Origin of the sequence: Micromonospora sp. LOL_025 (assembly GCF_048060285.1) — a bacterium.
Classification (GTDB): Bacteria; Actinomycetota; Actinomycetes; order Mycobacteriales; family Micromonosporaceae; genus Micromonospora.
Map to the genome: position 1 here is coordinate 246,441 of NZ_JBHMIR010000007.1, position 23,243 is coordinate 269,683.

Sequence of the window (23,243 nt, forward strand, 5' to 3'; positions counted from 1 at the left end):
CGCCGGCGGGGTCGCGGGCGGGCGTCGGAGGCCGCCGACGGGGTGGATCAGTCGCGGGTGGCCACGCCGAGCACGTGCGGGGCGGCGGGGGCCGGGAGCCGGCTGTCGGGGAAGCGGAACGCGTCCAGCTCGGTGACGGTGAAGCCCGCGGCCCGGATCGCGCCCACCGTGTCGCGGCCCGTGTGGCAGCCGCCGCAGAGCAACGGCCAGACGGTCGCGTCGACCAGTCGCTGCGCGCGGCGCAGGCCCGGTGTCTGCGCGCGTACGTGCTCGAAGAAGCGCACCTGCCCACCGGGCCGCAGCACCCGACGGGCCTCGCGCAGCGCGGCGGCCTGGTCGGCCACCGAGCAGAGGACCAGGGACAGCACCACCGCGTCGGCGTCGGCGTCGGGCGCCGGCAGCGCCTCGGCGAGGCCGTCGACCACCTCCACGGGTACGGGCGCCCCGGCCGCCGCCTCCCGGGCCGCCGCCCGGAGCCGGGGCTCCGGCTCGACCGCCAGCACCCGCTCGACGGTGCCCGGGTAGTGGGCGAAGGTGCGGCCGTTGCCGGCGCCGACCTCGACCACCCGGCCCGCCAGGCCGGCGACGAGCCGACGGCGGTGGGCGGCCGCGCCGGCGGCGTCCATCGCCGCGCTCGCCCGCGCGAACACCCGGGCGAACACCGGATGGGAGACCGCACCACGGGACATCGTCGCTCCTCAGACCGGATCGGGTACGGCCCGCCGGCCGACCGGGGACGCCGTCGCGGCCGACCGCGACGGGCCGGGCACGGCCGCAGGGGGCAGCGGGCCCGGCGCCGACGGCTCCCCGGACGACGGCGCTACCGGCAAGGGTGGCTCCCCCGACGACGGCGCCGGTCGGGGGCGGGGCAGGCCGAGGGCGAGCAACGCCGGGCCGGTCGGCCCGGCGACCAGCTCGCCGAGCGTCACGTCGTCCAGCACGGCGAGGAAGGCGTCCCGGGCGCGGCGGAGTTCGCCCCGCAGCCGGCAGGCCGCGCGCAGCGAGCAGGCCGGCTCGTCGCAGGACACCACCTCGTCGTCGCCCTCGAAGGCCCGCACCACGTGCCCGACCGTGGCGTTCCCGCCGTCCTCGGCGAAGGCCACCCCGCCGGAGCGGCCCCGGATGGTGACCAGCACCCCGAGCCGCTGCAACCGCTGCACCACCTTGGCGACGTGGTTGCGGGGCAGGTCGAGCTGGTCGGACAGCTCGTCCACGGTCATCCGTCGCGGGTTCGCGGCGGCGAGCATGGCGATGCGCAGCGCCATGTCGGTGGACCGGTTGAGCTTCACATCCCGACCCTAGCCACCGCGGTCGAGCCCTCACCACGGTCGACCGGACCCGGGATGTGATCCGGACGACCCCCGACCCGGGACCTTCGACCCTGAAGAGGTATATCGAATACCTGTTTTGCTGTCGTCGTTCGAGCGATCCACCTCAGAAGGAGACAGTCGTGCTCTCGGAGTCCTCAGCAGCAGTGGTGACGGCGACCCTGCCCGCCGTGCAGGCGCACGGCGAGGCGATCACCGGCCGGTTCTACCAGCGGATGTTCGACGCGCACCCCGAACTGCTCGACATCTTCAACCGCAGCAACCAGGCCACCGGCACGCAGAAGGCCGCCCTCGCGGCCGCCGTGGTCGCGTACGCGGAGCACCTGACCGGCGGCAGCCGCGCGCCGTGGGGGCCGATCCTGGACCGCATCGCGCACAAGCACGCCTCGCTCGGCATCACCGCCACCCAGTACACGATCGTCGGCCGGCACCTGCTCGCCGCCGTCGGCGAGGTGCTGGGCGACGCCGTCACCGCCGAGGTGGCGGCGGCCTGGGACGAGGTCTACTGGCTGCTCGCCTGCGAGCTGATCGCCCGGGAGGCCCGCCTCTACACCGTCGCCGGTCTGGCCGAGGGCGAGTCGGTCTGGCGGGAGTGGCGGGTCGTCGCCCGGGCCACCGAGGCGCTGGACGTCGTGTCGTTCACCCTGGTCCCGGCCGACGGCGGCCCGGTGCCCACCTTCGTCCCGGGCCAGTACACCTCGGTCGCCGTCGACCTGGACGGCGGGCGCGGTCAGCAGATCCGCCAGTACAGCCTCTCCGGCCGTCCCGGCGCCGACCACTGGCGGATCACCGTCAAGCGCGTACGCGGCACCGGCGACGCCCCCGACGGCATGGTCTCCACCTTCCTGCACGAGCGCGTGGGGGTCGACGACACGCTCCGGCTCAGCCCGGCGTTCGGCGAGGTCAGCGCGGTGGCCGGGGAGGGCCCGCTGCTGCTGGTCAGCGCGGGCATCGGCCTGACCCCGGCGATGGCCGCACTGGAGCACCTGGCCGCCACCGAGCCGCAGCGTCCGGTGGTGCTGGTGCACGCCGACCGGGCCGGCGCCGCGCACGCGTTCCGCGGTGAACTGCCGCGCCTGCACGCCGCGCTGCCCAACCTGCGCACCGCCCTCTGGTACGAGGACCTCACCGACGGCGAACTGGCCGGGGTGACCGCCGAGGTCATCGCCGGCCGGGTCGATCCGGCGCTGATCCCGCTCTCCCCCGGCGCCCACGTGCACCTCTGCGGGCCGCTGCCGTTCATGAACACCGTCCGGGGCGGCCTGTTGCGCCGCGGGGTGCCGGTGGAGCGGATCGCCTACGAGGTCTTCGGGCCGGGCATGCTCCACGACGACCGGTCCTGACCCGCTGTCGTCGGCCGGTCACGGCCGGTGGGGCGGTTCGCCCCGCCGCCCGCCGACTCCTCCACACCCGACGGACATCTCCTCAGGACGAGCCGGGCGGGCGGCGGTTAGGAGGTGAGGTCGGGGGTAGGGACTTTTGCGGCGGGGTCCGCCAGGCGGCGAGGAGACGCCCCGGGGCTCGACCGGGTCCCCGCCGACGGGCCGGCCGATGGAGGAAGCACATGCGTATCGCCATGATCTCGGAGCACGCCAGTCCGCTCGCCGTCGGAGGGGTGGAGGAGTCCGGCGGTCAGCACACGCACGTGGCGGAGCTCGCCGCCGCCCTGGTCGGCGAGGGGCACGACGTCCGCGTCTACACCCGCCGCGACTCCACCGTCCCGCCCGACTCCGTGGTCACCCCCGACGGCTACCAGGTGTGCCACGTGCCGGCCGGTCCGGCGCTGCGGGTGCCGAGGGACGAGCTGCTGCCGCACATGGGCGAGTTCGGACGCTGGCTGGCCGGTCAGTGGCGCGACGGCGGCTGGGCGCCGGACGTGGCGCACGCCCACTTCTGGACGAGCGGGCTGGCCACCCTGCACGCCGGCCGGCGCACGGGGGTGCCGGTGGTGCTGACGTACCACAGCCTCGGCTCGGTGAAGCGGCGCCTACAGGGCGCCCGGGACACCAGCCCACCGGGCCGGGTGGGCTACGAGCGGGCCCTGGGCCGGGCCGCCGACCGGGTCATCGTGCAGTGCCAGGACGAGGTCGGCGAGCTGGTCCGGCTCGGCGTGCCCCGGTCCCGGATGACGCTGGTCCCCGCCGGGGTCGACCAGGAGCTGTTCCGCCCGGACGGGCCCGTCGCCCCGCGCGACCCGGCCCGCCCCCGGATCATCACCGTCGGCCGGATGGTGGAGCGCAAGGGCATCCAGGACGTCATCCGGGCGCTGCCGGCCGTGCCGGACGCCGAGTGCGTCGTGGTCGGCGGCCCGCCTGCGGAGTTGCTCCCCGCCGACGGCTTCGCCCGCCGGCTCCGCGCGCTCGCCGAGTCCTGCGGGGTCGCCGACCGGGTGAAGCTCCTGGGCGGGCTGCCCCGCGAGGAGCTGGCCCCGTGGTACCGCTCGGCGGACCTGCTGGTGGCCGCCCCCTGGTACGAGCCGTTCGGGTTCGCCCCGCTGGAGGGCATGGCGTGCGGGGTGCCGGTCGTCGGCACGAACGTCGGCGGGATCGCCGACACCGTGGTCGACGGCCTGACCGGCGACCTCGTGCCGCCCCGGGACCCCCGGGCCCTCGGCACCGCGGTCCGCCGGCTGCTCGCCGACAAGGTCCGTCGCTTCGCGTACGCGACGGCGGCGCTGGACCGGATCCGCAACCGGTACTCGTGGAAGCGGTGCGCCGAGCAGCTGAGCACGGTCTATGCCACGGTCAGCACGGTCGCCCGGCACGCTCCGGCGGTGGCGTAGCGCGGGTGGTGGTCGGCGGCCCCGGTCGACGCCGGGGACGTGACACCCACCACCCCACGGTTACCCGTCGGTAGCCTCGGGTCGTAGCCTGGGGCGGTGAACGCGACGGGGGAATACCGGCAGGAGTTCGTCGAGGTCGACGGGGCCCGTCTCGGGCTACAGGTGTATCCCGATCCGGACGGCGTCGCCGACGCCCCGCTGGTGCTGATCACGCCCGCGATGGGCGTCCGGGCGCGCTACTACCGGCCGTTCGCCGCCGCGCTGCGCGCCGCCGGCCTGGCCGTGGCGGTGGCCGACCTGCGCGGCACCGGGGAGAGCACCCCGAGGCCGAGCCGCGCCTGCCGGTACGGCTACCCGGAACTGGCCGCCGACGTGGGCGCCGCGCTGGCGGCGCTCAAGACCCGGCGGGACGGGCGCACGACGCTGCTGCTCGGGCACTCCCTCGGCGGGCAGGCGGCGCTGCTGCACCTCGCCGTGCACGGCGACCACGACGTGGACGGGCTGGCGCTGGTCGCCGTCGGCGTGCCGTGGTGGCGCAGCTACCCGGGCCTGCGCGGGTACGGCGTCCTGCCGTACACCCAGGGGATCACGGCGACCGCCCGGCTGCTCGGCGTCTGGCCGGGCTGGGGCTTCGGCGGCCGGCAGGCGCGCGGGGTCATCCGCGACTGGGCGCACACCGCGCGGACCGGGCGCTTCCCGCAGCTGGACGGGGTGGACGCCGAGGCGGCCGTGCGGGCGCTGCGGACCCCCGTCCTCGCGGTCAGCGTCGACGACGACCAGTACACCCCGCACGAGACCGTCGACCACCTCTGCGCGAAGCTCGCCTCGGCGCCCGTCGTCCGCGAGCGCTACACCCCGGCGCAGGCCGGCGCCCGGATGGACCACTTCACCTGGGTACGCGCGAGCGCCCCGCTGGCGGCCCGGGTGGCCCGCTTCGCCGCCGACCTGCCGGCTCGCTGACCTCGGCGGGGCCACAGCGCGAGCGGGGCGACTCGTCGGGCCGCGCCGCCCGCCCTGACGTTGGCGGCGGCCGGCACGGTCGGCCGCGGCGGCGCGTCCCGGGCGGCGCCCCGCCCGGGACGGAAACGCTCACTCGTCGGTGTCGACGGGCACCATCTCGCCGTCCCGCTCCACGCGGGTCTCGCCGCGCTCGGCGGGCGGCGGCACCTGGGCCGTGGTCTTGCGCGGATCGTTGTCCGGGTGCATCAGCACCGCGTCGGTCGACGCGGTCTTCTCCCGGCTCTCCTCGGGCTGCGACATCCGCTTCCCCTCTCGCTCGGCTCGTCCGACCAACTACCCGCACCGGCCCCGCCGACTCCTCCCGGCCCGTCCCCGTCCTCTCCCCGCGACGACGCCCTGGCCCGGTATCTGCGCCGTCGCGGCGTATCAGCAGGTGACGGGCGGGATTAGCCGGCCGGGCGGCGGGTATGCCGCACCGCCCGACACGGTGGAAGGGGATCAGATGTCCGAACGGCACACCGCACTGCGTTCGATGCACGACCTGGGCCTGGCGGCCTGGTTCGGAGGCTCCCTGATGGGAGCGTTCGGCGTCAACGGCGCGGCGGCACAGATGAACGACTCGACCCAGCGGTTGCCGATGGCCTCGGCCGGCTGGGCCCGATGGACCCCGGTGAACGCCGCGGCGATCGGCGCCCACCTGGCGGGGGCCGTCGGGGAACTGGTGACCGAGAGCCCCCGGGTGGCCGCCCAGTCGGGGGTGGCCCGGGCCAGCACGCTGAAGACGGCGTTGACGGTCGGCGCGCTGGCGGTCACCGGCTACAGCCGGCTGCTCGGCATGAAGCTGGAGAAGGCCGGTGGCCCGGCGGTCGAGGGGGTCACCGAGCCGAACTCGCACACGCCGTCGAACGTGGCGTCGTGCCAGCGGCAGATGCGGATGCTCCAGTGGGCGATCCCGGCGATGACCGGGGCGCTCATCGTGATGACCGCCTACATGGGCGAGCAGCAGAAGCCCGGCGAGGTGTTCCGGGGCATGCTCGGGCGCGTCGGCGGCATGCGGAACGCCCCGAAGGGGATGGGCGCGCTCATGGCGATGGGCGGGGCCAGGCAGAAGCGGATGGCGAAGTCCGGCCGCTGCTGACCGACGTGCCGCCGGACGGCGTCCCGCCGACTCCTCGGCGGCGGGGCGCCGCTGCGCGCGTCCGCACCCGCCGGGACCCCGCCCGGGGCGCCGGTGAGGCATGACCGCCCCGTTGGCGGGCATTCGGGGCCGGTACCGGCGGACCGAGCAGCGAGGTGGCCCATGACGGCAGGAGAGGGACGCGGCGGGGACCGACGCGCACCGGAGGCGACCACGCCCTGGGTGACCAGGGACGGCATGGACGCGGAGCCGCCGTGGGGCGTCGGTGCGCACGACCCCATGGACGAGGGCAGCGAGGAGACCGCCGTACCGGAGGGGCGGCGCGGGGAGCGGCGGGCCGACGAGCCGGCGGGACCGTCCGGCCCCGCCGGGCGGCACGGCTTCGGCCCGGTCGAACCGACACCCACGCGGCCGGCGGGCCCCGGCGCGCCGCCCGACCCGGCACCGGCCCGACGGTCCTTTCCCGACGCCGCCGACGTCGAGGAGCGGACGGAGGACGCCCTGCGGACCAGGGGCCGACGCTCCTGACCGGTACGCCCCGGCGTGGGGGTACGCGGACGGGACGGCCCCGCGCCGAACGCCCGACGGTCAGGCGCGCCCGGCCGCCCGCAGCAGCCGGAGCTGACCGATCTCGGCCACGTTCTTCATCAACTCGGCGTTGACCCAGCCGAGCGTGTGCGCCACCGTGTGCCCCGCGTCGTCCTGCCACGGGAACGACGCGGTGGCGTCGAGGTCCGCGTCGGTGAGCCGGTCGAGGTGCCCGAGCCACTCGGCGCGCAGGCCCCGCAGCCAGGCGATGGTCGGCTCGCCCGCGCCCGGCCATCCGACGTCGGTACGCTGCCGTGGTGGCCGTCCGCCGAGATGGTCCATGGCCACCGTCCACCACCAGCCGATGTGCCAGGACAGCCAGGCGACCGTCGGGACCGGCACGGGGTCGGGTTCGGTGTCGGCCCAGTCGGGTGTCCACCCGCCGGTGGGGTCACGACGCACCGTCCAGCAGATCGCGGCCGGCTCCCAGAGGAAGTCCGCCGCGTCGAGGCGCTCGAGGTGGTACTCGAACAGCGACCATGTCAGGTCGAACTGCCAGCGCAGGAGCGCACGGGAGGTTGCCGCCATCCGGCGATCATGCCCGAGGGCGCCGACCCGGTCCACGGAATTGGGCCGCCCGCCACGAGGTCAGCCGCCGGCGGTGTCCTCTCCGGCGACCTCGGCGGGGTCCGCCGCCACCGGGTGACCGGTGTCGTCCACCAGACCGGGCGCCATGCTGCCGCCGTGTGCCTCCTGCGCCTCCCGGGTCTCGCGCGCCGCCGCGTCCTCCGGTACGCCCGGCGTCGCCTCCCCGGAATGTTCCTGCCGCTGCTCACCCATCACCGCGTCCCCTTCCGTCGCTCACGCCCCCGCCGGTACCCGGGCGGCCGACGGGAAAACCTCGTCGCCGCGCCGACGGTGCCGGCGCGTGCTCAGGACGGCGAACCGGCTCCCGCCCGGTCGCGTCCCGCCGGCCGGACCCCGAGCAGCTCCGCGAGTCGGGCGGCGTCACGCTGGGCCCGGTCGCCGCAGCAGTTGTTGAACAGCGCGTGCAGCTCCCCCGCCTGCCCGGCCAGCTCGGCCAGGAGTTCCGACCAGCGGCGGAGTTCCTCGTCGCCGTACGCGTAGCGGAACTTCTCCTGCTTGTCGCCGGTCTCCCAGGCGGTGCTGTGCCCGTGGAACCGGACGACCGCCAGCTCCGCCGTGGCGAACAGGATGGGCGGCACCGACGAGGGATGCCCCTGCGGCATGTCGACGCAGACGAACGACAGCCCGCGCTCCCGCAGGAACGCGAGCGTGTCCAGCGCCGCCGTGCCGTCGAACCAGGACCCGTGGCGCAGCTCGACGGCGACCCGCCACGGCTGGCACCGCTCCGCCAGCTCGGCGATGCGCCGCTCGGCGGCGGCGCCACGGGCCAGCCACGGCGGGAACTGGAGCAGGACCGCGCCGAGCCGGTCGGCCGCCGCGATCGGGTCCAGCGCCGCCCGGAACCGGTCCCACAGCTCGTCGTACGCGGCCGCGGGGAGATCCCGGCGGCGGATCCGGCTCGGGCCGCCGGCCGGGCGCAGGTCGCGGGGCAGCGCCGCCACCGGTGTCGGGTGACCGGTGAAGAGGCTGAACGCCTTGACGTCGAAGGTGAAGCCCTCGGGCGTGGCGTCGACCCAGCCCCGCGTCGTCTCGGGCACGGGCACCGCGTAGTAGGAGGTGTCCACCTCGACCAGCGGGAAGCGCCCGGCGTAGAAGTCGAGCCGGCCGGCCGGGGTGTTGGCCGCGCGGGGATACCAGCCCGAGCGCAGCAGCATCTGGTCCGCCCAGGACGACGTGCCCACCTTGATCACACCCATGTGATTCAGTGCACCGCGGACCGGACGAATCGGCAACCGCTGGCGGAAACCCGGCAGCCGGGCCGGCCGCCGACATCCGGCTCGGCGACGAACCGGAGCGGCAGCCGCGAGGCGGTCGACGGCGCCACGAACCGTGGGCCGCCCCGGAAACCCGGTCCCGTCCCCTCCCCGACCGGGCGTTTGTCGGACGTCACACCCCGACCCGTGTGACGACCCGGGGGCCCGTGGCGCTGAGGGACACGAGATGAAAGCACATCGGATGGACCAGGAGACCGTCGAGCGGCTGCTCGACGGTCCTGTCCTCGACCCGCAGGACGGCCCGCAGCCCGTCACGTCGCTGTTGACGGCGGTCCGCGCCCCGGGCCGGGCCGGCGAACTGGCCGGCGAGGAGACGGCCGTACGGGCCTACCGGCTGGCCCGGGCCGGCAGCAGCCCGCTCGGTCCGCCGGAGCCGCGCCGTCCCGCCCTCGCGGGGTTCGGCGTCCGCGCCGCGCTGGCCGGAGCCGCCCTCGCCCTCACGGGCGGGGTGGCCGTCGCCGCCACCGGGGGCGCGCTGCCCCTCCCGCTGCGGGGCCCGGCGCCCACCACCGCCGCTCCCGTGCCCGCCCCCACCACGGACGCCTCCCTGACGAGAACCCACCGTCCGCCGTCCGCACCGGCGGGCGGGGTGGACGGCCGGCCGGAGCCGGACGCGAGGGTGCGGGAGCTGTGCCGGGCGTACCGGGGGGACGCCGGCGACCGACCGGGCGGTTCCCCGGACGGCGCCGCCTTCGGTGACCTCGTCGACGCCGCCGGTGGCCCCGGGGAGGTGGCCGGCTACTGCGAGCGGGTGCTGGCCGACGAGCCGAAGAGTCCCGGCCCGCAGGGCAGCCGGTCCGGCGGGCCGGCGGTCACGCCGACCGGCCGCCCCGGAGCGGACCCGACGGGCCGTCCCGGGGTCGATCCGTCCGGCCGCCCGGCGGTCACGCCGACCGGCCGCCCCGGGGTCGACCCGACCGGCCGCCCCGGGGCGGAGCCGACCGCCCGGCGGACCGGGCCGCCCACGGCGTCGCCGTCGGCCGCCGCACGATCGGCCCGGCCCACCCCCGCCCCCGCCCACGTCTCGCCGGCGCAGGGGCCCCACACCGCCGCGCCGAGCGGCGGCGACGCGGGCTGACGGGCGGCCGCGTCCCTGCCGGCACGCCCTGCCGTCGGCCGGTGACCTCGGCGGAGGTGGCTGGTAGCTTGCCCCGATGAGTCTGCGGCGTCGACGCGTGGCGGTGGCCTTCCGCCTGGCGATCGTGATCAGCGTGCTGGCCGGGATCGTGCTCACCGCGCTCGGTTCCGCCACGGTCACCGGCCTGCTGCCGTACTTCACGATCCAGAGCAACCTCGCCGTCGGGCTCTTCGCCGGATACGCCGCCTGGCTGGCCCGGCAGGACCGGCCCGAGCCGCCCTCCGCGCTCAAGGGCGCGGTCACGCTCTACATCACCATCACCGGCGTGGTCTACCACCTGGTGCTGGCCAACCCGGCCAGCCCGTTCGCGATGCCGCCGGCCGACCGCACACTCGGCGAGGCGCTGGGCAACCAGTTCCTGCACACCGTCGTGCCCCTGCTGGCCGTGGCGGACTGGGCGCTGTTCGACCGCCGGGGCCGGCTGCGCCCGCGCTACGCGGCCTGGTGGCTGGCGTTCCCCCTCGGCTACCTCGGCTTCGCGCTGCTCCGCGGGCTGGTGGTGGACCGGTATCCGTACCCGTTCATCGACGCGGGCGAGTTGGGCTACGCCGGGGTGGCCGTCAGCGCGGTCTTCTTCGCCGCCGCGTTCTGGCTGCTGGGCCTGCTCTTCGTCGCCGTCGACCGGGGCCTGGGCCGCCGTGCCGCGGCGCCGGCCGCCCCCTCGACCAGCCCGGACGCCCCCTCGACCAGCCCGGGGGTCGCCCGGCCCGACGCGCCGGCCCTGCCCCGACGGCCACGCTCCCGGCGGTTCACCCGGACGGGGTGACCGGGCGCCGCGGCAAGCCGTTTGGGCTGCCGCTGAACGGGCAGCCGGCAGGCGGACCGGAAGCGGGAGAACGGGAGGCGTCATGCGCGCGCTGCGATTGCCCAACTGGAAGTCGGAACCCGAACTGGTCGAGGTCGACGAGCCGACCCCGGGCCCGGGTCAGGTGGTCGTGAAGATCGGTGGCGCCGGCGCCTGCCACTCCGACCTGCACCTGATGCACGACTTCGAGGCCGGCGCGGTGCCCTGGAACCCGCCGTTCACCCTCGGCCACGAGAACGCCGGCTGGGTGCACGCGCTCGGCGACGGGGTGAGCGGCCTGACGGTGGGCCAGCCGGTGGCCGTGTACGGGCCGTGGGGCTGCGGCACCTGCGCCCGCTGCCGGGTGGGTGTCGACCCGTACTGCGAGAACACCGCCGAGGCGCCGGTGCCCGGCGGGGGCGGCGGCCTCGGCCTGGACGGCGGCATGGCCGAGTACATGCTGGTGCCGCAGGCCCGGCAGGTCCTACCGCTGCCCGACGGGCTCGACCCGGTGCTGGCGGCGCCGCTGACCGACGCGGGGCTCACCCCCTATCACGCGATCCGCCGTTCCTGGGCGAAACTCGGCCCGACCAGCACCGCCGTGGTGATCGGCGTGGGCGGGCTCGGGCACGTCGGCGTGCAGATCCTCAAGGCGACCACCGCGGCCCGGGTGATCGCGGTGGACACCCGCGAGGAGGCGCTGAAGCTCGGCGCGGAGTGCGGCGCCGACCTCACCGTGCTCTCGGGCGAGGACACCGCCCAGGAGATCCGCGGGGCCACCGGCGGCCGGGGCGCCGACGTGGTCCTGGACTTCGTCGGCGCCGATCCGACCCTCGCGCTCGGCGCCGCCGCCGCCCGCACCGTCGGCGACCTCACCATCGTCGGCATCGGCGGCGGCACGCTGCCGGTGGGCTTCTTCTCCGTGCCGTACGAGGTGAGCATCCAGACCACGTACTGGGGCAGCCGGCCGGAACTCGTCGAGGTGCTCGAACTGGGTGCCCGGGGCCTGGTGAAGCCGAAGGCCAGCACCTTCTCGCTGGACGAGGCGGTCGTCGCGTACCGGAAGATGCGCGACGGGACGCTGGAGGGCCGGGCCGTCGTCGTGCCGTGACCACCGCGACCCTAGAATGATCATGTGGTCGCGGCGCTGGAACTCTACCTGGACACCGTCGCCACCCGACGGATCCGGGTGCTCTGGGACGCGCTGGAGTCCGAGGGCGTGCAGAGCATGCGGTCGCTGCTGGAGCAGCGCCACCGGCCGCACGTCTCGCTCGCCGTCGCGCCCCGCTTCGATCCGGAGCGGGTCGCGGCGGCGCTGCGCGGGACGGTGGTGGCCGCGCCGCTGCGGCTGAGCTTCGCACACGCCGGGCAGTTCGTCGGCCGGGTGCTGTGGCTGGGCCCGACCCCCACCGCCGAGTTGCTCGCGCACCACGCCGGGGTGCACGGCCGGCTGGCCGAGGCGGGGATCGAGCTCGTCGAGCACTACCAGCCGGGACGTTGGGTGCCGCACTGCACGCTGTCCATGCGGGTGCCGAACGCCCTGATGGCCGCCGCCGTACGCCGCTGCCTGGAGGTGCTGCCGCTGGAGGCGACCGTGGTCGGCGCGGCCCTCACCGACCACGCCCGGGGCATCTCCCACCCATTGCCGTAGCCGGACCGCACCGCCGTCGTGACTGAGGCGGTGCGGTCCGGCGCTTGTCCGCGTCGCATCCGGGGGTGGATCCTGTAGGGAATCGACAGAAACGAATCTATGGAGGTTCGATGCGTCGTCTCCCGCCCGCCCTGCTCCTGCTCCTGCTCGCCGCGCTGCTGCTCGGCCTGCCGGCGCCCGCCCACGCCGCCCCCGACCACGGCGCCGCCGACCACGACACCGGCCGCGCCGCGGCCGCGCTCGCGCAGGTCCGCACCGCCGGCACCGCCTGGGGGCTCGACCCCACCACCGGCCGGATGACCCTGACCGTCGACGACACCGTCTCCGCCCGGGACGTGGCCGCGCTGCGGGCGACCGCCACCCGGGCCGGGGCGGTGCTCCGCCGCGAGCCGGGTCAGCTGCGCACCCTCATCGCCGGCGGGCAGGCGATCTACGGCGGCGGCGGGCGGTGCTCCCTCGGCGCCAACGTCCGCAGCGGCAGCACCTACTACTTCGTCACCGCCGGCCACTGCACCAACGCCGGCGCGACCTGGTACGCCAACAGCGCGCAGACCACCGTCCTCGGCAGCCGGACGGGCAGCAGCTTCCCCGGCAACGACTACGGGCTGGTCCGCTACACGAGCCTGGTCGCCCACCCCAGCGCCGTCTACACCTACCCCGGCCTGCTCACCATCAACGGCGCCGGCAACGCCTACGTCGGCCAGGCGGTCTGTCGCAGCGGCTCCACGACCGGGGTGCGCTGCGGCACGGTCACCGGGCTCAACGCGACAGTCAACTACGCCCAGGGCAGCGTCACCGGCCTGATCCGGACCAACATCTGCGCCGAGCCGGGTGACAGCGGCGGGCCGCTCTACGCCGCCGGCACCGGCACCATCCTCGGCATCCTCTCCGGTGGCAGCGGAAACTGCACCAGCGGTGGCACCACCTACTACCAACCGATCATGGAGATCCTGGCCGCGTACGGCGTGACCATCCCCTGACCGACCACCCGCGTGCCCGGCCCGACCCCCCACGCGACGGGCCGGGCCGGGCCGGGCACGGCGGGGTCAGCCCTCGCGGTCGGTGGTCGCGATGCCCTCGACGAAGTGACGCGACTGCCGCGCTGATCCGCCGTCGCGCGGACGGGTCAGGCGGCCCCGGGGGTGAGGAGGTAGTCGTCCGCCTCGGGGCTCCACCGCAGGTCGACCACGCCGCTGGTGGCGGCCGCCTTGCAGAACTGGAGGAAGCTGCGGTAGCCCAGCTTCTTCTCGCTGAAGTCGGGCCGCGCCCGGCGCAGCTGGTTCTTCAGGCCGGAGAGGGCCACCGCGCCCTCGTCGCCGGCGAGATCCGCCACCACCGAGCCGAGCAGCCCGAACGCCACCTCCCGGTCGCCGTGCTCGGGCAGGGATACCTCGGGGTCGCCCTTGGCGGGCCCCTCCGCCAGCTCGACCACGTTGTGCTGGGCGAGGTGCCGCATGAGCTCCCCGAAGGTGCGGAACCCGTAGTCGGACTCGCTGAACGTCGGGTCCTTGCGCAGCAGGGTGCGCTTCAACGTCGAGGCCGTCACCTCGCCGCTCGAACTGCCCTGGAGGCCGGCGACGGTCTGGGCCACGAACACGGCGAGCGTGTCCACGTCGCGGGCGGTCTCCTCGACCGTCGGCTGCGGCTCGGGCTCCTGCTCCACCCGCGGCACGTCGGGGCTGGGCAGCCGGGCCGGGCGGCCCCGCCGGACCCGGGCGGGAGGGATGTCGACGCCCTCCAGCCGGTCGTAGTAGAGGAACTCGTCGCACGCCGGCGGCAGCAGCGCCGAGGTCGAGTTCTCCACGCCCACGCCGATGACGCGCTTGTTCAGCTCGCGCAGCTTGTGCACCAGCGGGGTGAAGTCACTGTCGCCGGTGCAGATCACGAAGGTAGAGATGTAACCGCGCTCGAAGGCCAGCTCCACCGCGTCCACGGCCATCTTGATGTCGGCGGCGTTCTTGCGCGAGGCCCCCATCCGCTGGGGAATCTCGATGAGCTCGACGTGCGACCGGGTGAGCATCCGCCGGTCCTCGTCGAAGTACGACCAGTCCGCGTACGCCCGCCGCACCACCACCCGGCCGCGTTCGGCGAGGGCGTCGGCGATGGGCCGGAAGTCGAAGGCCACGCCGCCGAGGTGGTCGCGGGCCCCCAGGGCGAGGTTCTCGTAGTCGAGGAAGAGGGCTATGCGGTCTTCGTGATCCACGCAGGTCAGCCTACCCCCGGCGAGGCGCCGCACCGTTCGGGTCCGCCGCCGCCCGGCGCCGTGTCCACCGTGGTGGGCCGCCCCGCCGAAAAGTTGCGCTGCCGATCTCCCGACGTTCACCCGCGCACCGCTAGCATCGCTGCTCATGAATACGAGGAGCAGTACCCGCTCGGGGCCCAGAAGGCTGGCGACGGCGTTCGTGCTGGCCGTCGTCCTGGTGGCGCCCGTGGCGGTGACGGCCGCGGCGTCGGCCGCCGCCACCCTGACCGTGGCCCAGGCGCTCGCCGCGCAGGACGGCCGGGCGGCCGCCGTGACCGGCTACGTCGTCGGCCAGCCGACCAGCAGCACGACGGTGCTCAGGTCCGGCTTCACCTCGGACACCGCGATCGCGATCGCCGACACGGCGGCCGAGACCGGCGCGAGCAGGATGCTCTACGTCCAGGTCACCGCCGCCTACCGGAGCACGTTCGGGCTGCTCACCAACCCGGGCCTGCGGGGCCAGCGGATCACCGCCACGGGTGCGCTCACCGCCTACTTCAGCCACGGCGGCCTGAAGAACCCGACGGCGATGACCCTCGGCGGCACCATGCCCTCGCCGAGCCAGTCGCCGACTCCGGTCCCGACGACCAGCCCGGTACCCGGCGGCGACCACGACTCCACCTACTACGCCGATGCGATCGGCAAGTCCGGCACGGCGCTGCGCGGTTCGCTGCACTCGATCATCAAGGTGCAGACGAAGCTCTCCTACGACCAGGTGTGGGAGGCGCTGAAGGACACCGACCAGGACCCGGCCAACGCCAACAACGTCATCCTGCTCAACACCGGGCGGTCCCAGAGCAAGACCAGCAACGGCGGCGGCGTGAACGACTGGAACCGCGAGCACGTCTGGGCCAAGTCGCACGGCGACTTCGGCACCGCGACCGGCCCGGGCACCGACGTCCACCACCTGAGGCCGGAAGACGTCTCGGTCAACTCGACGCGCGGCAACAAGGACTTCGACAACGGCGGCAGCCCCGTCGCCGAGGCGCCGGGCTGCTACACCGACGCCGACTCGTGGGAGCCGCGCAACGCGGTCAAGGGCGACGTGGCACGCATGATCATGTACATGGCGATCCGGTACGAGGGCACCGACGGCTGGCCCAACCTGGAGCTGAACCAGTCGGTCAACAACGGCACCGCGCCGTACCACGGCAAGATGTCGGTGCTGCTCCAGTGGAACCAGGCCGATCCGCCGGACGCGTTCGAGAAGCGCCGCAACCAGCGGATCTACGAGCGCTGGCAGGGCAACCGGAACCCGTTCGTCGACCACCCGGAGTGGGCGACCGCCATCTGGGGCTGACCCGCCGCACCGACGCCGCGGCCGGTCCCTCGCCCGGGGCCGGCCGCGCGTCGCGACGGATCGCGCCGGGGTGGATCAGCCGACCGATCCCGGCGACCGTCAGGGGTCGGCGCGCTGCCCGACGCCGGCGCTGACCGGCGTGGTGCGCCCGATCAGCGCCGGCGGGCGTACGCCAACGGCAGCGGGCTCGGCTGGCCGCTCCACGTGCCGGCCAGGACGGCGCCGTCCGACGCGGTGCCGCCGTCGAGGCGGCGGACGACGGCCAGCTCCACGGAATCGGTGACGACGAGGGTGAGGTCGTCCTCCTCCACCACGCGGTGCACGGCGCCGACGGGCGGGACCTCGGCGCCCCGGGTGCCGCTGCCCGCGATGGCCATCGACAGCTCGCGGTACTCCCGCCGGCCGTCGACCTCGAAGAACTCCTGCGACTGCCCGGCGTCGGCGAGCACGGCCGCGGCGAGCGTCGCCGCGTAGACGGGGTCGGCACACGCGTCGTAGACCCAGCGGCGGCCCAGCACGGAGTGCTCGGTGGTGCCGACGAGCCAGTCGTCGCCGCCGTCGACGGGTGCGCCGCGGTAGGTCAGCGGGACCTGGTGGATCGGCCCGTCGCCGGCCCTGAGGAGCAGCGTCTCGACGCCGACGGCGCCGGCCGGATCGTCGAACCGGTAGGCCGCCACGCGCGCGACGTCGGCGTCGCCCGGCCCCTGGTACCACGGTCGGCCGGGCAGCCACGCCGCCAGGAGTGCGAACTTCGTGGGGTGCATTTCCGCCCGGTGCAGCAGCGCCATACGCCGCATCGTAGGGGCACGGCCGTGCCCCGCGCTGACCCGACCGCCACGCGACGCGCCCGGCGCAAGCGGGGGCGGCGGGTCACGCGGTGGCGTAGCGGCGCAGCCCGTCGACGTCGGACCGGGTCAGCCGGCCCTGCGCGAACAGGAGTTCCAGGTGCGCCGCGGTCTCGGTGACGGCGAGCATCGCGTTGAACACGTCGAGGTCACCCAGTCGGCGCTCCCGCCGGGTCCAGCGCAGCTGCGCGGCGACCTCGTACGCCGAGATCGCGCCCCGGACGACGGCGGTCTCCGTCTCGTCGAGCCGCGCGCCGTGGTGCGCGACGAGTTCGTCGACCCGCGCGTGCACGCTGGGGGTCACCGGCCCGTGCGCCGGGAGCAGCCGCGCGTCCGGTCGCCGTCGGACCAGCGCGAGCGATGCCAGGAAATCGCCGAGCGGATTCGCCGACAGCGCGGCCTCGAAGCCGATCGAGGGCGTGATGGTGGGCAGCACGTGGTCGCCGGCGAACAGCAGGTGCCCGCCGGTGTCGTGGAAGACGACGTGCCCGCGCGTGTGGCCCGGCGTCTCGACGACGTGCAGGGTGCGCTCGCCGTGCCTGATCTGCTCACCGTCGTGGAACCAGTCGTCCGGCAGCTCCCAGTCCTCGGTGCTCAGCCGCGTCCCGGTCAGCCCCGCCAGGGTGTCGGCCAGCTCACCGGCGCCCAGCAGCCGCAGGTGGCCGAGCTGCTCGGCCAGCGGATTCCGGTGCGGCGTCATGGACACCGCCAGGCTCTCGCGTTCACCGGCGCCGAGACTCACCCGCATGCCGTACTCGCGGCGCAGGTGCACGGCCTGGGTGTAGTGGTCCCGGTGGACGTGCGTCACGAGGAACCGGCGCACGTCCCCCAGCGAGCAGTCCAGCTCCTTGAGCGCCGCGTCAAGCGCGGAGCGCGCCTCGGCGACCGCCCACCCGGAGTCGACGAGCACGAGGCCGTCGTCGTCGCGCAGGACGTACACGTTCACGGCGCGCAGGCCGTCGTTCGGCAGCGGCAGCGGCACGCGGTGGACGCCGGGGGCGACCTCGAACGTTCCGGGCGTGGTCCAGTCGTCGTGGTTGCCGGTGTCCGGGGTCATGGCCCGACCATAGTTCCGGCGCGGGCCCGCTCCCCCGGCGGCCCGCCTCGTCCTGGACGCGATCATCGCCGCGACCAGGGACGCGCCGCAGCCCGACGGGGTGGCCGGGTCGGGCCACGGCCAGCCGTCGCGTACCCCGCCTTGCCGGCCGGACGGGCGTGTGGTTGGTTTCGGGGCAGGCCAGATCAGCGACACACCGAGGAGACGCGCGTGGACGACCCGGTTCTCGTCGAGCGGGACGGTCCCGTGGAAACGTGGACGATCAACCTGCCGGAGGCCCGCAACCCCATCTCCGGCGACGACGTGATCGACGCGTTGGTCGCCCGGGTCGACGCGGTCAACGCCGACCGGGCGGTGCGGGCGGTCATCCTCACCGGTGCCGGCAGCGCCTTCTCCGCCGGCGGCAACGTCAAGGACATGGCGGACCGGGTCGGCCTCTTCGGCGGCGCCCCGCACGAGCTGCGCGACGGCTACCGCCGCGGCATCCAGCGGATCCCCCGGGCGATGTACGCGTGCGACGTGCCGCTGATCGCGGCGGTGAACGGAGCGGCGGTCGGCGCCGGCTGCGACCTGGCGCTCATGTGCGACCTGCGGATCGCCTCGGAGCGGGCGTTCTTCGCGGAGAGTTTCGTCAAGCTCGGCATCATCCCCGGCGACGGCGGCGCCTGGCTGCTGCCGCGTGCCGTCGGCGCCGCCCGGGCCGCCGAGATGACGCTGACCGGGGACCGGGTCGACGCCGCGACCGCCCTGGAGTGGGGGCTGGTCTCCCGGGTCGTGCGGCACGAGGAGCTGCTCACCGAGGCGCGCCGGCTGGCCGACCGGGTGGCGGCGAACCCTCCGCACGCCGTACGGATGGCCAAGAAGCTGCTGCGCGAGGCCCAGCACCAGAGCCTCGACAGCGTCCTGGAGCTCTCCGCCGCGATGCAGGCGCTGGCGCACCAGACCCGCGACCACGACGAGGCGGTCCGGGCCTTCCTCGACCGGCGGGAACCGCACTTCACCGGGGAGTGAGCGGATCGACGGCCGGCGGGTGACGACCTCGTCGCCGGGGCCGGCCGCCCTCCGGACGCCGGCCGCGTCGCGTCGGGCGGCCCGCCGCCGGGGCCCGGGAGGCGCATCGCTCCCGGGCCGGTCGGTGGGCCCCGCCGTCGGTCAGCGCTGCACGCGCGCGCCGGCGCCCCGCACGAGCGCCTCGACCTCCCGCAGGCTGGCCATCGAGGTGTCGCCGGGCGTGGTCATCGCCAGCGCGCCGTGCGCCGCGCCGTACTCGACGGCCGTGGCCAGGTCGCCCTTCTCCAGCAGCCCGTAGATCAGGCCGGAGGCGAAGCTGTCGCCGCCGCCGACCCGGTCCATGATCTCCAGGCCGGGCCGGTGGGTCGCCTCGACGAACTTCCCGTCGGCCCAGGCGATCGCGCCCCAGTCGTTGACGGTCGCGGTTCGCACGGTACGCAGGGTGGTGGCGACGACCTTGAAGTTGTCGTACTCCCGGGTGGCCGCCTCGATCATCCGCTGGAAGTTGGCCACCTCCAGCTCGGACAGGGAGGCGTCGGTGTCGGGCACCTCGAAGCCCAGCGAGGCGGTGAAGTCCTCCTCGTTGCCGATCATCACGTCGACGTAGCGAGCCAACCGGCGGTTCACCTCCCGGGCGCGGGCCTGCCCGCCGACCGCCTTCCACAGGCTGGGCCGGTAGTTGAGGTCGTACGACACGACGGTGCCGTGCCGGGCGGCGGCGGCCATCGCCGCCTCCATCGTCTCCGGGGTGGTCTCCGACAGGGCGGCGTAGATGCCGCCGGTGTGCAGCCACCGCACCCCCAGGGTGCCGAACAGGTGGTCCCAGTCCACCTGGTCGGGCCGGAGCTGGCTGGCGGCGCTGTGGCCGCGGTCGGAGGTGCCGACGGCGCCCCGGACGCCGAAGCCGCGCTCGGTGAAGTTGAGCCCGTTGCGCACGGCGCGGCCGACCCCGTCGTAGGGCAGCCAGGTCACCAGCGACGTGTCCACCCCGCCCTGGAGCACGAGGTCCTCCAGCAGCCGGCCCACCTCGTTGTCGGCGAACGCGGTGACCACGGCTGTCCGCAGGCCGAAGCAGCGGCGCAGGCCACGCGCCACGTTGTACTCGCCGCCGCCCTCCCAGGCCCGGAAGGTGCGGGCGGTGCGGACCCGGCCTTCGCCCGGGTCGAGCCGCAGCATGATCTCGCCGAGGGAGACCAGGTCGTACCGGCACTCGCCGGCCGGTCGGATGGACAGCACGGCTCAGCCCTCCACGGCGGGTCGGGCGGCCTCGACGGCCGCGGCGGTGCGGGCGGTGACCTCGTCCCAACGCCCGGCGGCGATCAGGTCGGGGGCGACCATCCAGGTGCCGCCGACCGCCAGCACGGCCGGCAGGGCGAGATAGTCCGCGAGGTTGGCGGTGTTGACCCCGCCGGTCGGGATGAACCGCACCGAGCGGTACGGCGCGGCGAGCGCCTTGATCATCCCGACGCCGCCGAGCTGCTCTGCGGGGAAGAACTTGACCGTGTCGAGCCCGGCGTCGAGGGCCATCTGGATCTCGGTGCCGGTGGCGACGCCGGGGAAGACGGGCACGCCCAGCTCCTGGCAGCGTCGGACGACCGCCGGGGAGAAGCCGGGGGTGACGACGAACCGGGCGCCCGCCTCGACGGCCCGGTCGACCTGGGCCGGGGTCAGCACGGTGCCGGCGCCGACGAGCAGGTCGGGTCGCTCGGACATGACGCGGATCGCCTCGGCCGCGGCGTCGGTGCGGAAGGTCACCTCGGCGCAGCGCAGGCCGCCCCGCACCAGCGCGTCGGCCAACGGGGCGCCGTCGCGGGCGTCGTCGAGCACGACCACCGGCAGGATCCGGGCCGCGCCGACAGCCGCGACGACGGCAGGTCTCTGTTCATCATTCTGTACGCCAGTCACATATGTGACCCTAGCCGTGCCGCCCGGCCTGTCAACCCCGCTAGAGTGGCGCCCATGACGCTGCCCGGCGGGTTCCAGCCCGTGAAGTCGTCCACCCGGACGCTCGAGGTGCTCGAGGCGCTCGCCGCCTCGCCGCAGCGGCGCTCGCTGGTCGACCTGGCCCGCGCGCTGGACATCCCGAAGAGCAGCCTGCACGGCATCCTGCGCACCATGGCCCAGCGCGGCTGGGTCGAGAGCGACCCGACCGGCACCCGGTTCGGGCTCGGGGTGCGCGCGCTCCAGGTCGGCGCCGCGTACCTCACCAGCGACGACACCGTGGGCCTGCTCGGCGGGGTGCTCGACGACCTGTCCCGGCAGTTCGGCGAGACCGTCCACCTGGGACGCCTGGACGGCGCGCACATCGTCTACCTCGCCAAGCGCGAGTCGGTGCACCCGCTGCGGCTCTACAGCGCGATCGGCCGGCAACTGCCGGCCCACGCCACCGCCCTGGGCAAGGCGCTGCTCGCCGAGCGTCCGCACGACGCGCTCGACGGACTGCTGACCTGGCCGCTGCCCGCGCTCACCCCGCACACCGTCACCGACCCCGACGCGCTGCGCGCCGAGCTCGCCGCCGTCCGGGAGCGCGGCTACGCGGTGGACCGCGAGGAGAACACCGAGGGCATCGTCTGCTTCGCGACAGCCGTCCCCCTGGCTGCGCCGGCCACCGACGCGATCAGCCTGTCGGTGCCGGTGGCCCGGCTGGACGCCGCCGGCGAGGACCGGATCGTGGCCGCCCTCCGCCGGGCCGTCGACCAGGTCCGGGCGGCGCGCGGCCTGCTCTCCACCGCCTGACCGACGCCGCCCCGGCGCTCCCGCGCCCGCCGACGGGGCCCGGGCGCGCACCGCAGGCGCGGCCGGGCCCACAGACCCACCGGCGACGCGGGTGGCCCCGGCGCACCGGTCGTCGCCGAGGGCGACGCGCGGGCCACAACTGGCAACCTTCTTGACAGATGTGTCGAGATATCGACAGACTTCTTTAAGAGAGCGCTCTCTTGTTCCGTCTGCCACCCTCGCCGCACCGGGAGAATCCTCTTGTCTCGAAGACTGCGCATGCTCGTCCCCGCCGCCGCCGGCCTCCTGCTCCTCGGCCTGACCCCGGCGGCCGGCCACGCGAGCGACACTCCCCCCGCCGCCCCGGCCCCCGCTGCGGCGGCCACGGCCGACCTCAGCCCCGCCCTGGTCGACGCGATGCGCCGCGACCTCGGCCTCACCCCCGCCCAGGTCGACGAACGCCTACGCACCGAGGCGGCGGCGCCGGTGGTCGAGCGGCGCCTGCGGGCGAAGCTCGGCCCCGCGTTCGCCGGCGCGTGGATCCCGCCCGGCGGGCAGCGCCTCACCGTCGCCGTCACGGATGCGGCGCTCGCCACGGCCGTCCGCGCCGAGGGCGCCGACGTCACGGTCGTCGCCCGCAGTGAGCGCACCCTCGACGCGGTCAAGCGCGCCCTCGACCGGCGCACCGCCGCCGCCGACCCCCGCGACGTCCACGGCTGGCACGTCGACGTCGCCCGCAACAGCGTGGTCGTGACGGTCCGGCCGGGTGCCGCCGACGAGGCGATCGCGTACGCCAAGGCCAGCGGCGTGCCCACGGACGCGATCCGGGTGGTCACGGCCACCGACGCGCCCCGGCCGCTCTACGACATCCGCGGCGGCGACCAGTACGTGATCAACGGCAACACCCTCTGCTCGGTCGGCTTCGCCGTCGTCGGCGGCTTCGTCACCGCGGGCCACTGCGGCGGCGTCGGCAGCCCGACTCTCGGCTTCAACAACGTCTCCCAGGGCACCTTCGCGGGGTCGTCGTTCCCCGGCAACGACTACGGATGGGTACGCACCAACGGCTCCTGGACGCCGCAGCCCTGGGTGAACAACTACTCCGGGGGCAACGTGACGGTCGCCGGCTCGCAGGACGCGGCGATCGGCAGTTCGGTCTGCCGCTCCGGGCGTACGACCGGCTGGCGCTGCGGGACCATCCTGGGCCGCAACGAGACCGTCAACTACCCGCAGGGTGCGGTGTCGGGCCTGACCCGCAGCAACGCCTGCGCCGAGGGCGGCGACTCCGGCGGGGCCTGGATCTCCGGCAACCAGGCCCAGGGCGTCACGTCCGGCGGTTCCGGCAACTGCTCCACGGGCGGCACGACCTGGTTCCAGCCGGTCAACGAGATCCTCGGCGTCTACGGGCTGTCCCTGGTGACCACCGGTGGCGGCGACGGGAGCCGGCTGATCAGCAACTGGAACAACCGCTGCATCGACGTGCCGAACTCCAACTTCTCCGACGGCGTCCCCCTGCAGACCTGGACCTGCAACGGCACCGCCGCGCAGTCGTGGACCTTCACCGGCGGCACGCTGCGTACCCAGAACAACAAGTGCATGGACGTGGCCTGGGGGTCCACCGCCAACGGCGCGACCATCCAGATCGCCAACTGCAGCGGCAACCCGGCCCAGCAGTTCGTCCTCTCGGCGGCCGGCGACCTGGTCAACCCGCAGGCGAACAAGTGCGTCGACATCAAGGAGTGGATCAACTCGGACGGCGCCCGCCTGCACCTGTGGGACTGCGTCGGCGGCGCCAACCAGAAGTGGCGTCGCGGCTGAGCCCATCCGTCCGCCGTCGCCCGCACC

25 protein-coding genes are annotated in these 23,243 nt (G+C 75.1%); 14 read left to right on the plus strand and 11 right to left on the minus strand.

Annotated features, from left to right (window positions below; translation table 11 throughout):
* Positions 1–47: 47 nt before the first annotated feature.
* On the minus strand, positions 48–689 hold the full coding sequence (locus ACFHW0_RS12750) for a class I SAM-dependent methyltransferase (RefSeq protein ID WP_416607487.1): 642 nt from the start codon (positions 687–689) through the stop codon (positions 48–50).
* Positions 690–698: 9 nt separating this feature from the next.
* The gene (locus tag ACFHW0_RS12755; RefSeq protein ID WP_416607488.1) at positions 699–1,289 is read right to left on the minus strand and encodes an Rrf2 family transcriptional regulator; all 591 of its coding nucleotides are present in this window, start codon (positions 1,287–1,289) and stop codon (positions 699–701) included.
* Between the two features lie 113 nt (positions 1,290–1,402).
* On the opposite strand from ACFHW0_RS12755, the gene ACFHW0_RS12760 reads away from it, so the two are divergent.
* The 3 genes from ACFHW0_RS12760 (at position 1,403) to ACFHW0_RS12770 (ending at position 5,070) form a co-directional block, all read left to right on the plus strand.
* Entirely contained in the window at positions 1,403–2,671 is a 1,269-nt protein-coding gene (locus ACFHW0_RS12760) for a globin domain-containing protein (protein ID WP_416607528.1), read from the plus strand.
* Positions 2,672–2,892: 221 nt separating this feature from the next.
* Positions 2,893–4,110 (plus strand): glycosyltransferase, encoded by a 1,218-nt coding sequence (locus ACFHW0_RS12765; protein ID WP_416607489.1) that lies wholly within the window; start codon positions 2,893–2,895, stop codon positions 4,108–4,110.
* Positions 4,111–4,206: 96 nt separating this feature from the next.
* On the plus strand, positions 4,207–5,070 hold the full coding sequence (locus tag ACFHW0_RS12770) for an alpha/beta fold hydrolase (RefSeq protein WP_416607490.1): 864 nt from the start codon (positions 4,207–4,209) through the stop codon (positions 5,068–5,070).
* A gap of 129 nt (positions 5,071–5,199) precedes the next feature.
* Here the strand turns inward: ACFHW0_RS12770 and ACFHW0_RS12775 are convergent, their stop codons facing one another.
* Entirely contained in the window at positions 5,200–5,370 is a 171-nt protein-coding gene (locus ACFHW0_RS12775; RefSeq protein WP_172896549.1) for a hypothetical protein, read from the minus strand.
* A 202-nt stretch (positions 5,371–5,572) separates the two neighbouring features.
* Between ACFHW0_RS12775 and ACFHW0_RS12780 the strand changes: the two genes are divergently transcribed.
* Both ACFHW0_RS12780 and ACFHW0_RS12785 read left to right on the plus strand, forming a co-directional pair.
* Complete coding sequence (locus tag ACFHW0_RS12780; protein ID WP_311411379.1) at positions 5,573–6,208, plus strand: hypothetical protein; 636 nt, start codon at positions 5,573–5,575, stop codon at positions 6,206–6,208.
* 162 nt (positions 6,209–6,370) lie between these two features.
* Positions 6,371–6,736: a hypothetical protein gene (locus tag ACFHW0_RS12785; protein ID WP_416607491.1), complete on the plus strand. Its 366-nt coding sequence runs from the start codon at positions 6,371–6,373 to the stop codon at positions 6,734–6,736.
* A 60-nt stretch (positions 6,737–6,796) separates the two neighbouring features.
* Here the strand turns inward: ACFHW0_RS12785 and ACFHW0_RS12790 are convergent, their stop codons facing one another.
* The 3 genes from ACFHW0_RS12790 to ACFHW0_RS12800 all read right to left on the minus strand — a co-directional run bounded on the left by ACFHW0_RS12790 (position 6,797) and on the right by ACFHW0_RS12800 (position 8,580).
* The gene (locus tag ACFHW0_RS12790) at positions 6,797–7,324 is read right to left on the minus strand and encodes a DinB family protein (protein ID WP_416607492.1); all 528 of its coding nucleotides are present in this window, start codon (positions 7,322–7,324) and stop codon (positions 6,797–6,799) included.
* A 60-nt stretch (positions 7,325–7,384) separates the two neighbouring features.
* On the minus strand, positions 7,385–7,576 hold the full coding sequence (locus ACFHW0_RS12795; RefSeq protein ID WP_416607493.1) for a hypothetical protein: 192 nt from the start codon (positions 7,574–7,576) through the stop codon (positions 7,385–7,387).
* A 92-nt stretch (positions 7,577–7,668) separates the two neighbouring features.
* Positions 7,669–8,580 (minus strand): DUF72 domain-containing protein, encoded by a 912-nt coding sequence (locus ACFHW0_RS12800; RefSeq protein ID WP_416607494.1) that lies wholly within the window; start codon positions 8,578–8,580, stop codon positions 7,669–7,671.
* Positions 8,581–8,839: 259 nt separating this feature from the next.
* Between ACFHW0_RS12800 and ACFHW0_RS12805 the strand changes: the two genes are divergently transcribed.
* The 5 genes from ACFHW0_RS12805 (at position 8,840) to ACFHW0_RS12825 (ending at position 13,211) form a co-directional block, all read left to right on the plus strand.
* Positions 8,840–9,736, plus strand: a complete 897-nt coding sequence (locus ACFHW0_RS12805; protein ID WP_416607495.1) for a hypothetical protein — start codon at positions 8,840–8,842, stop codon at positions 9,734–9,736.
* A 76-nt stretch (positions 9,737–9,812) separates the two neighbouring features.
* Positions 9,813–10,562, plus strand: a complete 750-nt coding sequence (locus ACFHW0_RS12810; protein WP_416607496.1) for a Pr6Pr family membrane protein — start codon at positions 9,813–9,815, stop codon at positions 10,560–10,562.
* Between the two features lie 82 nt (positions 10,563–10,644).
* A complete protein-coding gene (locus ACFHW0_RS12815; protein ID WP_416607497.1) occupies positions 10,645–11,691 on the plus strand; it encodes an NAD(P)-dependent alcohol dehydrogenase in 1,047 nt (348 codons plus the stop codon).
* Between the two features lie 24 nt (positions 11,692–11,715).
* Positions 11,716–12,231 carry a 2'-5' RNA ligase family protein gene (locus ACFHW0_RS12820; RefSeq protein WP_416607498.1) on the plus strand — a complete coding sequence of 172 codons (516 nt, stop codon included), beginning with the start codon at positions 11,716–11,718 and terminating at the stop codon, positions 12,229–12,231.
* A gap of 110 nt (positions 12,232–12,341) precedes the next feature.
* Positions 12,342–13,211, plus strand: a complete 870-nt coding sequence (locus tag ACFHW0_RS12825; RefSeq protein WP_416607499.1) for a S1 family peptidase — start codon at positions 12,342–12,344, stop codon at positions 13,209–13,211.
* Between the two features lie 146 nt (positions 13,212–13,357).
* Here the strand turns inward: ACFHW0_RS12825 and ACFHW0_RS12830 are convergent, their stop codons facing one another.
* Positions 13,358–14,434 carry an NYN domain-containing protein gene (locus tag ACFHW0_RS12830; RefSeq protein WP_416607500.1) on the minus strand — a complete coding sequence of 359 codons (1,077 nt, stop codon included), beginning with the start codon at positions 14,432–14,434 and terminating at the stop codon, positions 13,358–13,360.
* 145 nt (positions 14,435–14,579) lie between these two features.
* On the opposite strand from ACFHW0_RS12830, the gene ACFHW0_RS12835 reads away from it, so the two are divergent.
* On the plus strand, positions 14,580–15,773 hold the full coding sequence (locus ACFHW0_RS12835; protein ID WP_416607501.1) for an endonuclease: 1,194 nt from the start codon (positions 14,580–14,582) through the stop codon (positions 15,771–15,773).
* A gap of 152 nt (positions 15,774–15,925) precedes the next feature.
* Here ACFHW0_RS12835 and ACFHW0_RS12840 read toward each other — a convergent pair whose 3' ends face one another.
* Together ACFHW0_RS12840 and ACFHW0_RS12845 are read right to left on the minus strand one after the other, a co-directional pair.
* Positions 15,926–16,561, minus strand: a complete 636-nt coding sequence (locus ACFHW0_RS12840) for a CG0192-related protein (RefSeq protein ID WP_416607502.1) — start codon at positions 16,559–16,561, stop codon at positions 15,926–15,928.
* A gap of 82 nt (positions 16,562–16,643) precedes the next feature.
* Entirely contained in the window at positions 16,644–17,675 is a 1,032-nt protein-coding gene (locus ACFHW0_RS12845; RefSeq protein WP_416607503.1) for an MBL fold metallo-hydrolase, read from the minus strand.
* A 210-nt stretch (positions 17,676–17,885) separates the two neighbouring features.
* Between ACFHW0_RS12845 and ACFHW0_RS12850 the strand changes: the two genes are divergently transcribed.
* Positions 17,886–18,686, plus strand: a complete 801-nt coding sequence (locus tag ACFHW0_RS12850; RefSeq protein ID WP_416607504.1) for a crotonase/enoyl-CoA hydratase family protein — start codon at positions 17,886–17,888, stop codon at positions 18,684–18,686.
* 141 nt (positions 18,687–18,827) lie between these two features.
* On the opposite strand, the gene ACFHW0_RS12855 is transcribed toward ACFHW0_RS12850, so the two are convergent.
* Both ACFHW0_RS12855 and eda read right to left on the minus strand, forming a co-directional pair.
* Positions 18,828–19,922 (minus strand): sugar kinase, encoded by a 1,095-nt coding sequence (locus tag ACFHW0_RS12855; RefSeq protein ID WP_416607505.1) that lies wholly within the window; start codon positions 19,920–19,922, stop codon positions 18,828–18,830.
* A 3-nt stretch (positions 19,923–19,925) separates the two neighbouring features.
* A complete protein-coding gene (eda, locus tag ACFHW0_RS12860) occupies positions 19,926–20,591 on the minus strand; it encodes a bifunctional 4-hydroxy-2-oxoglutarate aldolase/2-dehydro-3-deoxy-phosphogluconate aldolase (RefSeq protein ID WP_416607506.1) in 666 nt (221 codons plus the stop codon).
* 54 nt (positions 20,592–20,645) lie between these two features.
* On the opposite strand from eda, the gene ACFHW0_RS12865 reads away from it, so the two are divergent.
* Positions 20,646–21,422: an IclR family transcriptional regulator gene (locus ACFHW0_RS12865; RefSeq protein WP_416607507.1), complete on the plus strand. Its 777-nt coding sequence runs from the start codon at positions 20,646–20,648 to the stop codon at positions 21,420–21,422.
* Positions 21,423–21,662: 240 nt separating this feature from the next.
* A complete protein-coding gene (locus tag ACFHW0_RS12870) occupies positions 21,663–23,216 on the plus strand; it encodes a ricin-type beta-trefoil lectin domain protein (protein WP_416607508.1) in 1,554 nt (517 codons plus the stop codon).
* Positions 23,217–23,243: the final 27 nt, after the last annotated feature.

What these genes read in the sequence shown, in the direction of transcription:
- ACFHW0_RS12750 (WP_416607487.1), bottom strand. Translation starts at nt 689, where the DNA reads ATGTCCCGTGGTGCGGTCTCCCATCCGGTGTTCGCCCGGGTGTTCGCG.
- ACFHW0_RS12765 (WP_416607489.1), top strand. Translation starts at nt 2,893, where the DNA reads ATGCGTATCGCCATGATCTCGGAGCACGCCAGTCCGCTCGCCGTCGGA.
- ACFHW0_RS12775 (WP_172896549.1), bottom strand. Translation starts at nt 5,370, where the DNA reads ATGTCGCAGCCCGAGGAGAGCCGGGAGAAGACCGCGTCGACCGACGCG.
- ACFHW0_RS12780 (WP_311411379.1), top strand. Translation starts at nt 5,573, where the DNA reads ATGTCCGAACGGCACACCGCACTGCGTTCGATGCACGACCTGGGCCTG.
- ACFHW0_RS12785 (WP_416607491.1), top strand. Translation starts at nt 6,371, where the DNA reads ATGACGGCAGGAGAGGGACGCGGCGGGGACCGACGCGCACCGGAGGCG.
- ACFHW0_RS12790 (WP_416607492.1), bottom strand. Translation starts at nt 7,324, where the DNA reads ATGGCGGCAACCTCCCGTGCGCTCCTGCGCTGGCAGTTCGACCTGACA.
- ACFHW0_RS12795 (WP_416607493.1), bottom strand. Translation starts at nt 7,576, where the DNA reads ATGGGTGAGCAGCGGCAGGAACATTCCGGGGAGGCGACGCCGGGCGTA.
- ACFHW0_RS12800 (WP_416607494.1), bottom strand. Translation starts at nt 8,580, where the DNA reads ATGGGTGTGATCAAGGTGGGCACGTCGTCCTGGGCGGACCAGATGCTG.
- ACFHW0_RS12805 (WP_416607495.1), top strand. Translation starts at nt 8,840, where the DNA reads ATGGACCAGGAGACCGTCGAGCGGCTGCTCGACGGTCCTGTCCTCGAC.
- ACFHW0_RS12810 (WP_416607496.1), top strand. Translation starts at nt 9,813, where the DNA reads ATGAGTCTGCGGCGTCGACGCGTGGCGGTGGCCTTCCGCCTGGCGATC.
- ACFHW0_RS12815 (WP_416607497.1), top strand. Translation starts at nt 10,645, where the DNA reads ATGCGCGCGCTGCGATTGCCCAACTGGAAGTCGGAACCCGAACTGGTC.
- ACFHW0_RS12825 (WP_416607499.1), top strand. Translation starts at nt 12,342, where the DNA reads ATGCGTCGTCTCCCGCCCGCCCTGCTCCTGCTCCTGCTCGCCGCGCTG.
- ACFHW0_RS12835 (WP_416607501.1), top strand. Translation starts at nt 14,580, where the DNA reads ATGAATACGAGGAGCAGTACCCGCTCGGGGCCCAGAAGGCTGGCGACG.
- ACFHW0_RS12840 (WP_416607502.1), bottom strand. Translation starts at nt 16,561, where the DNA reads ATGGCGCTGCTGCACCGGGCGGAAATGCACCCCACGAAGTTCGCACTC.
- ACFHW0_RS12845 (WP_416607503.1), bottom strand. Translation starts at nt 17,675, where the DNA reads ATGACCCCGGACACCGGCAACCACGACGACTGGACCACGCCCGGAACG.
- ACFHW0_RS12865 (WP_416607507.1), top strand. Translation starts at nt 20,646, where the DNA reads ATGACGCTGCCCGGCGGGTTCCAGCCCGTGAAGTCGTCCACCCGGACG.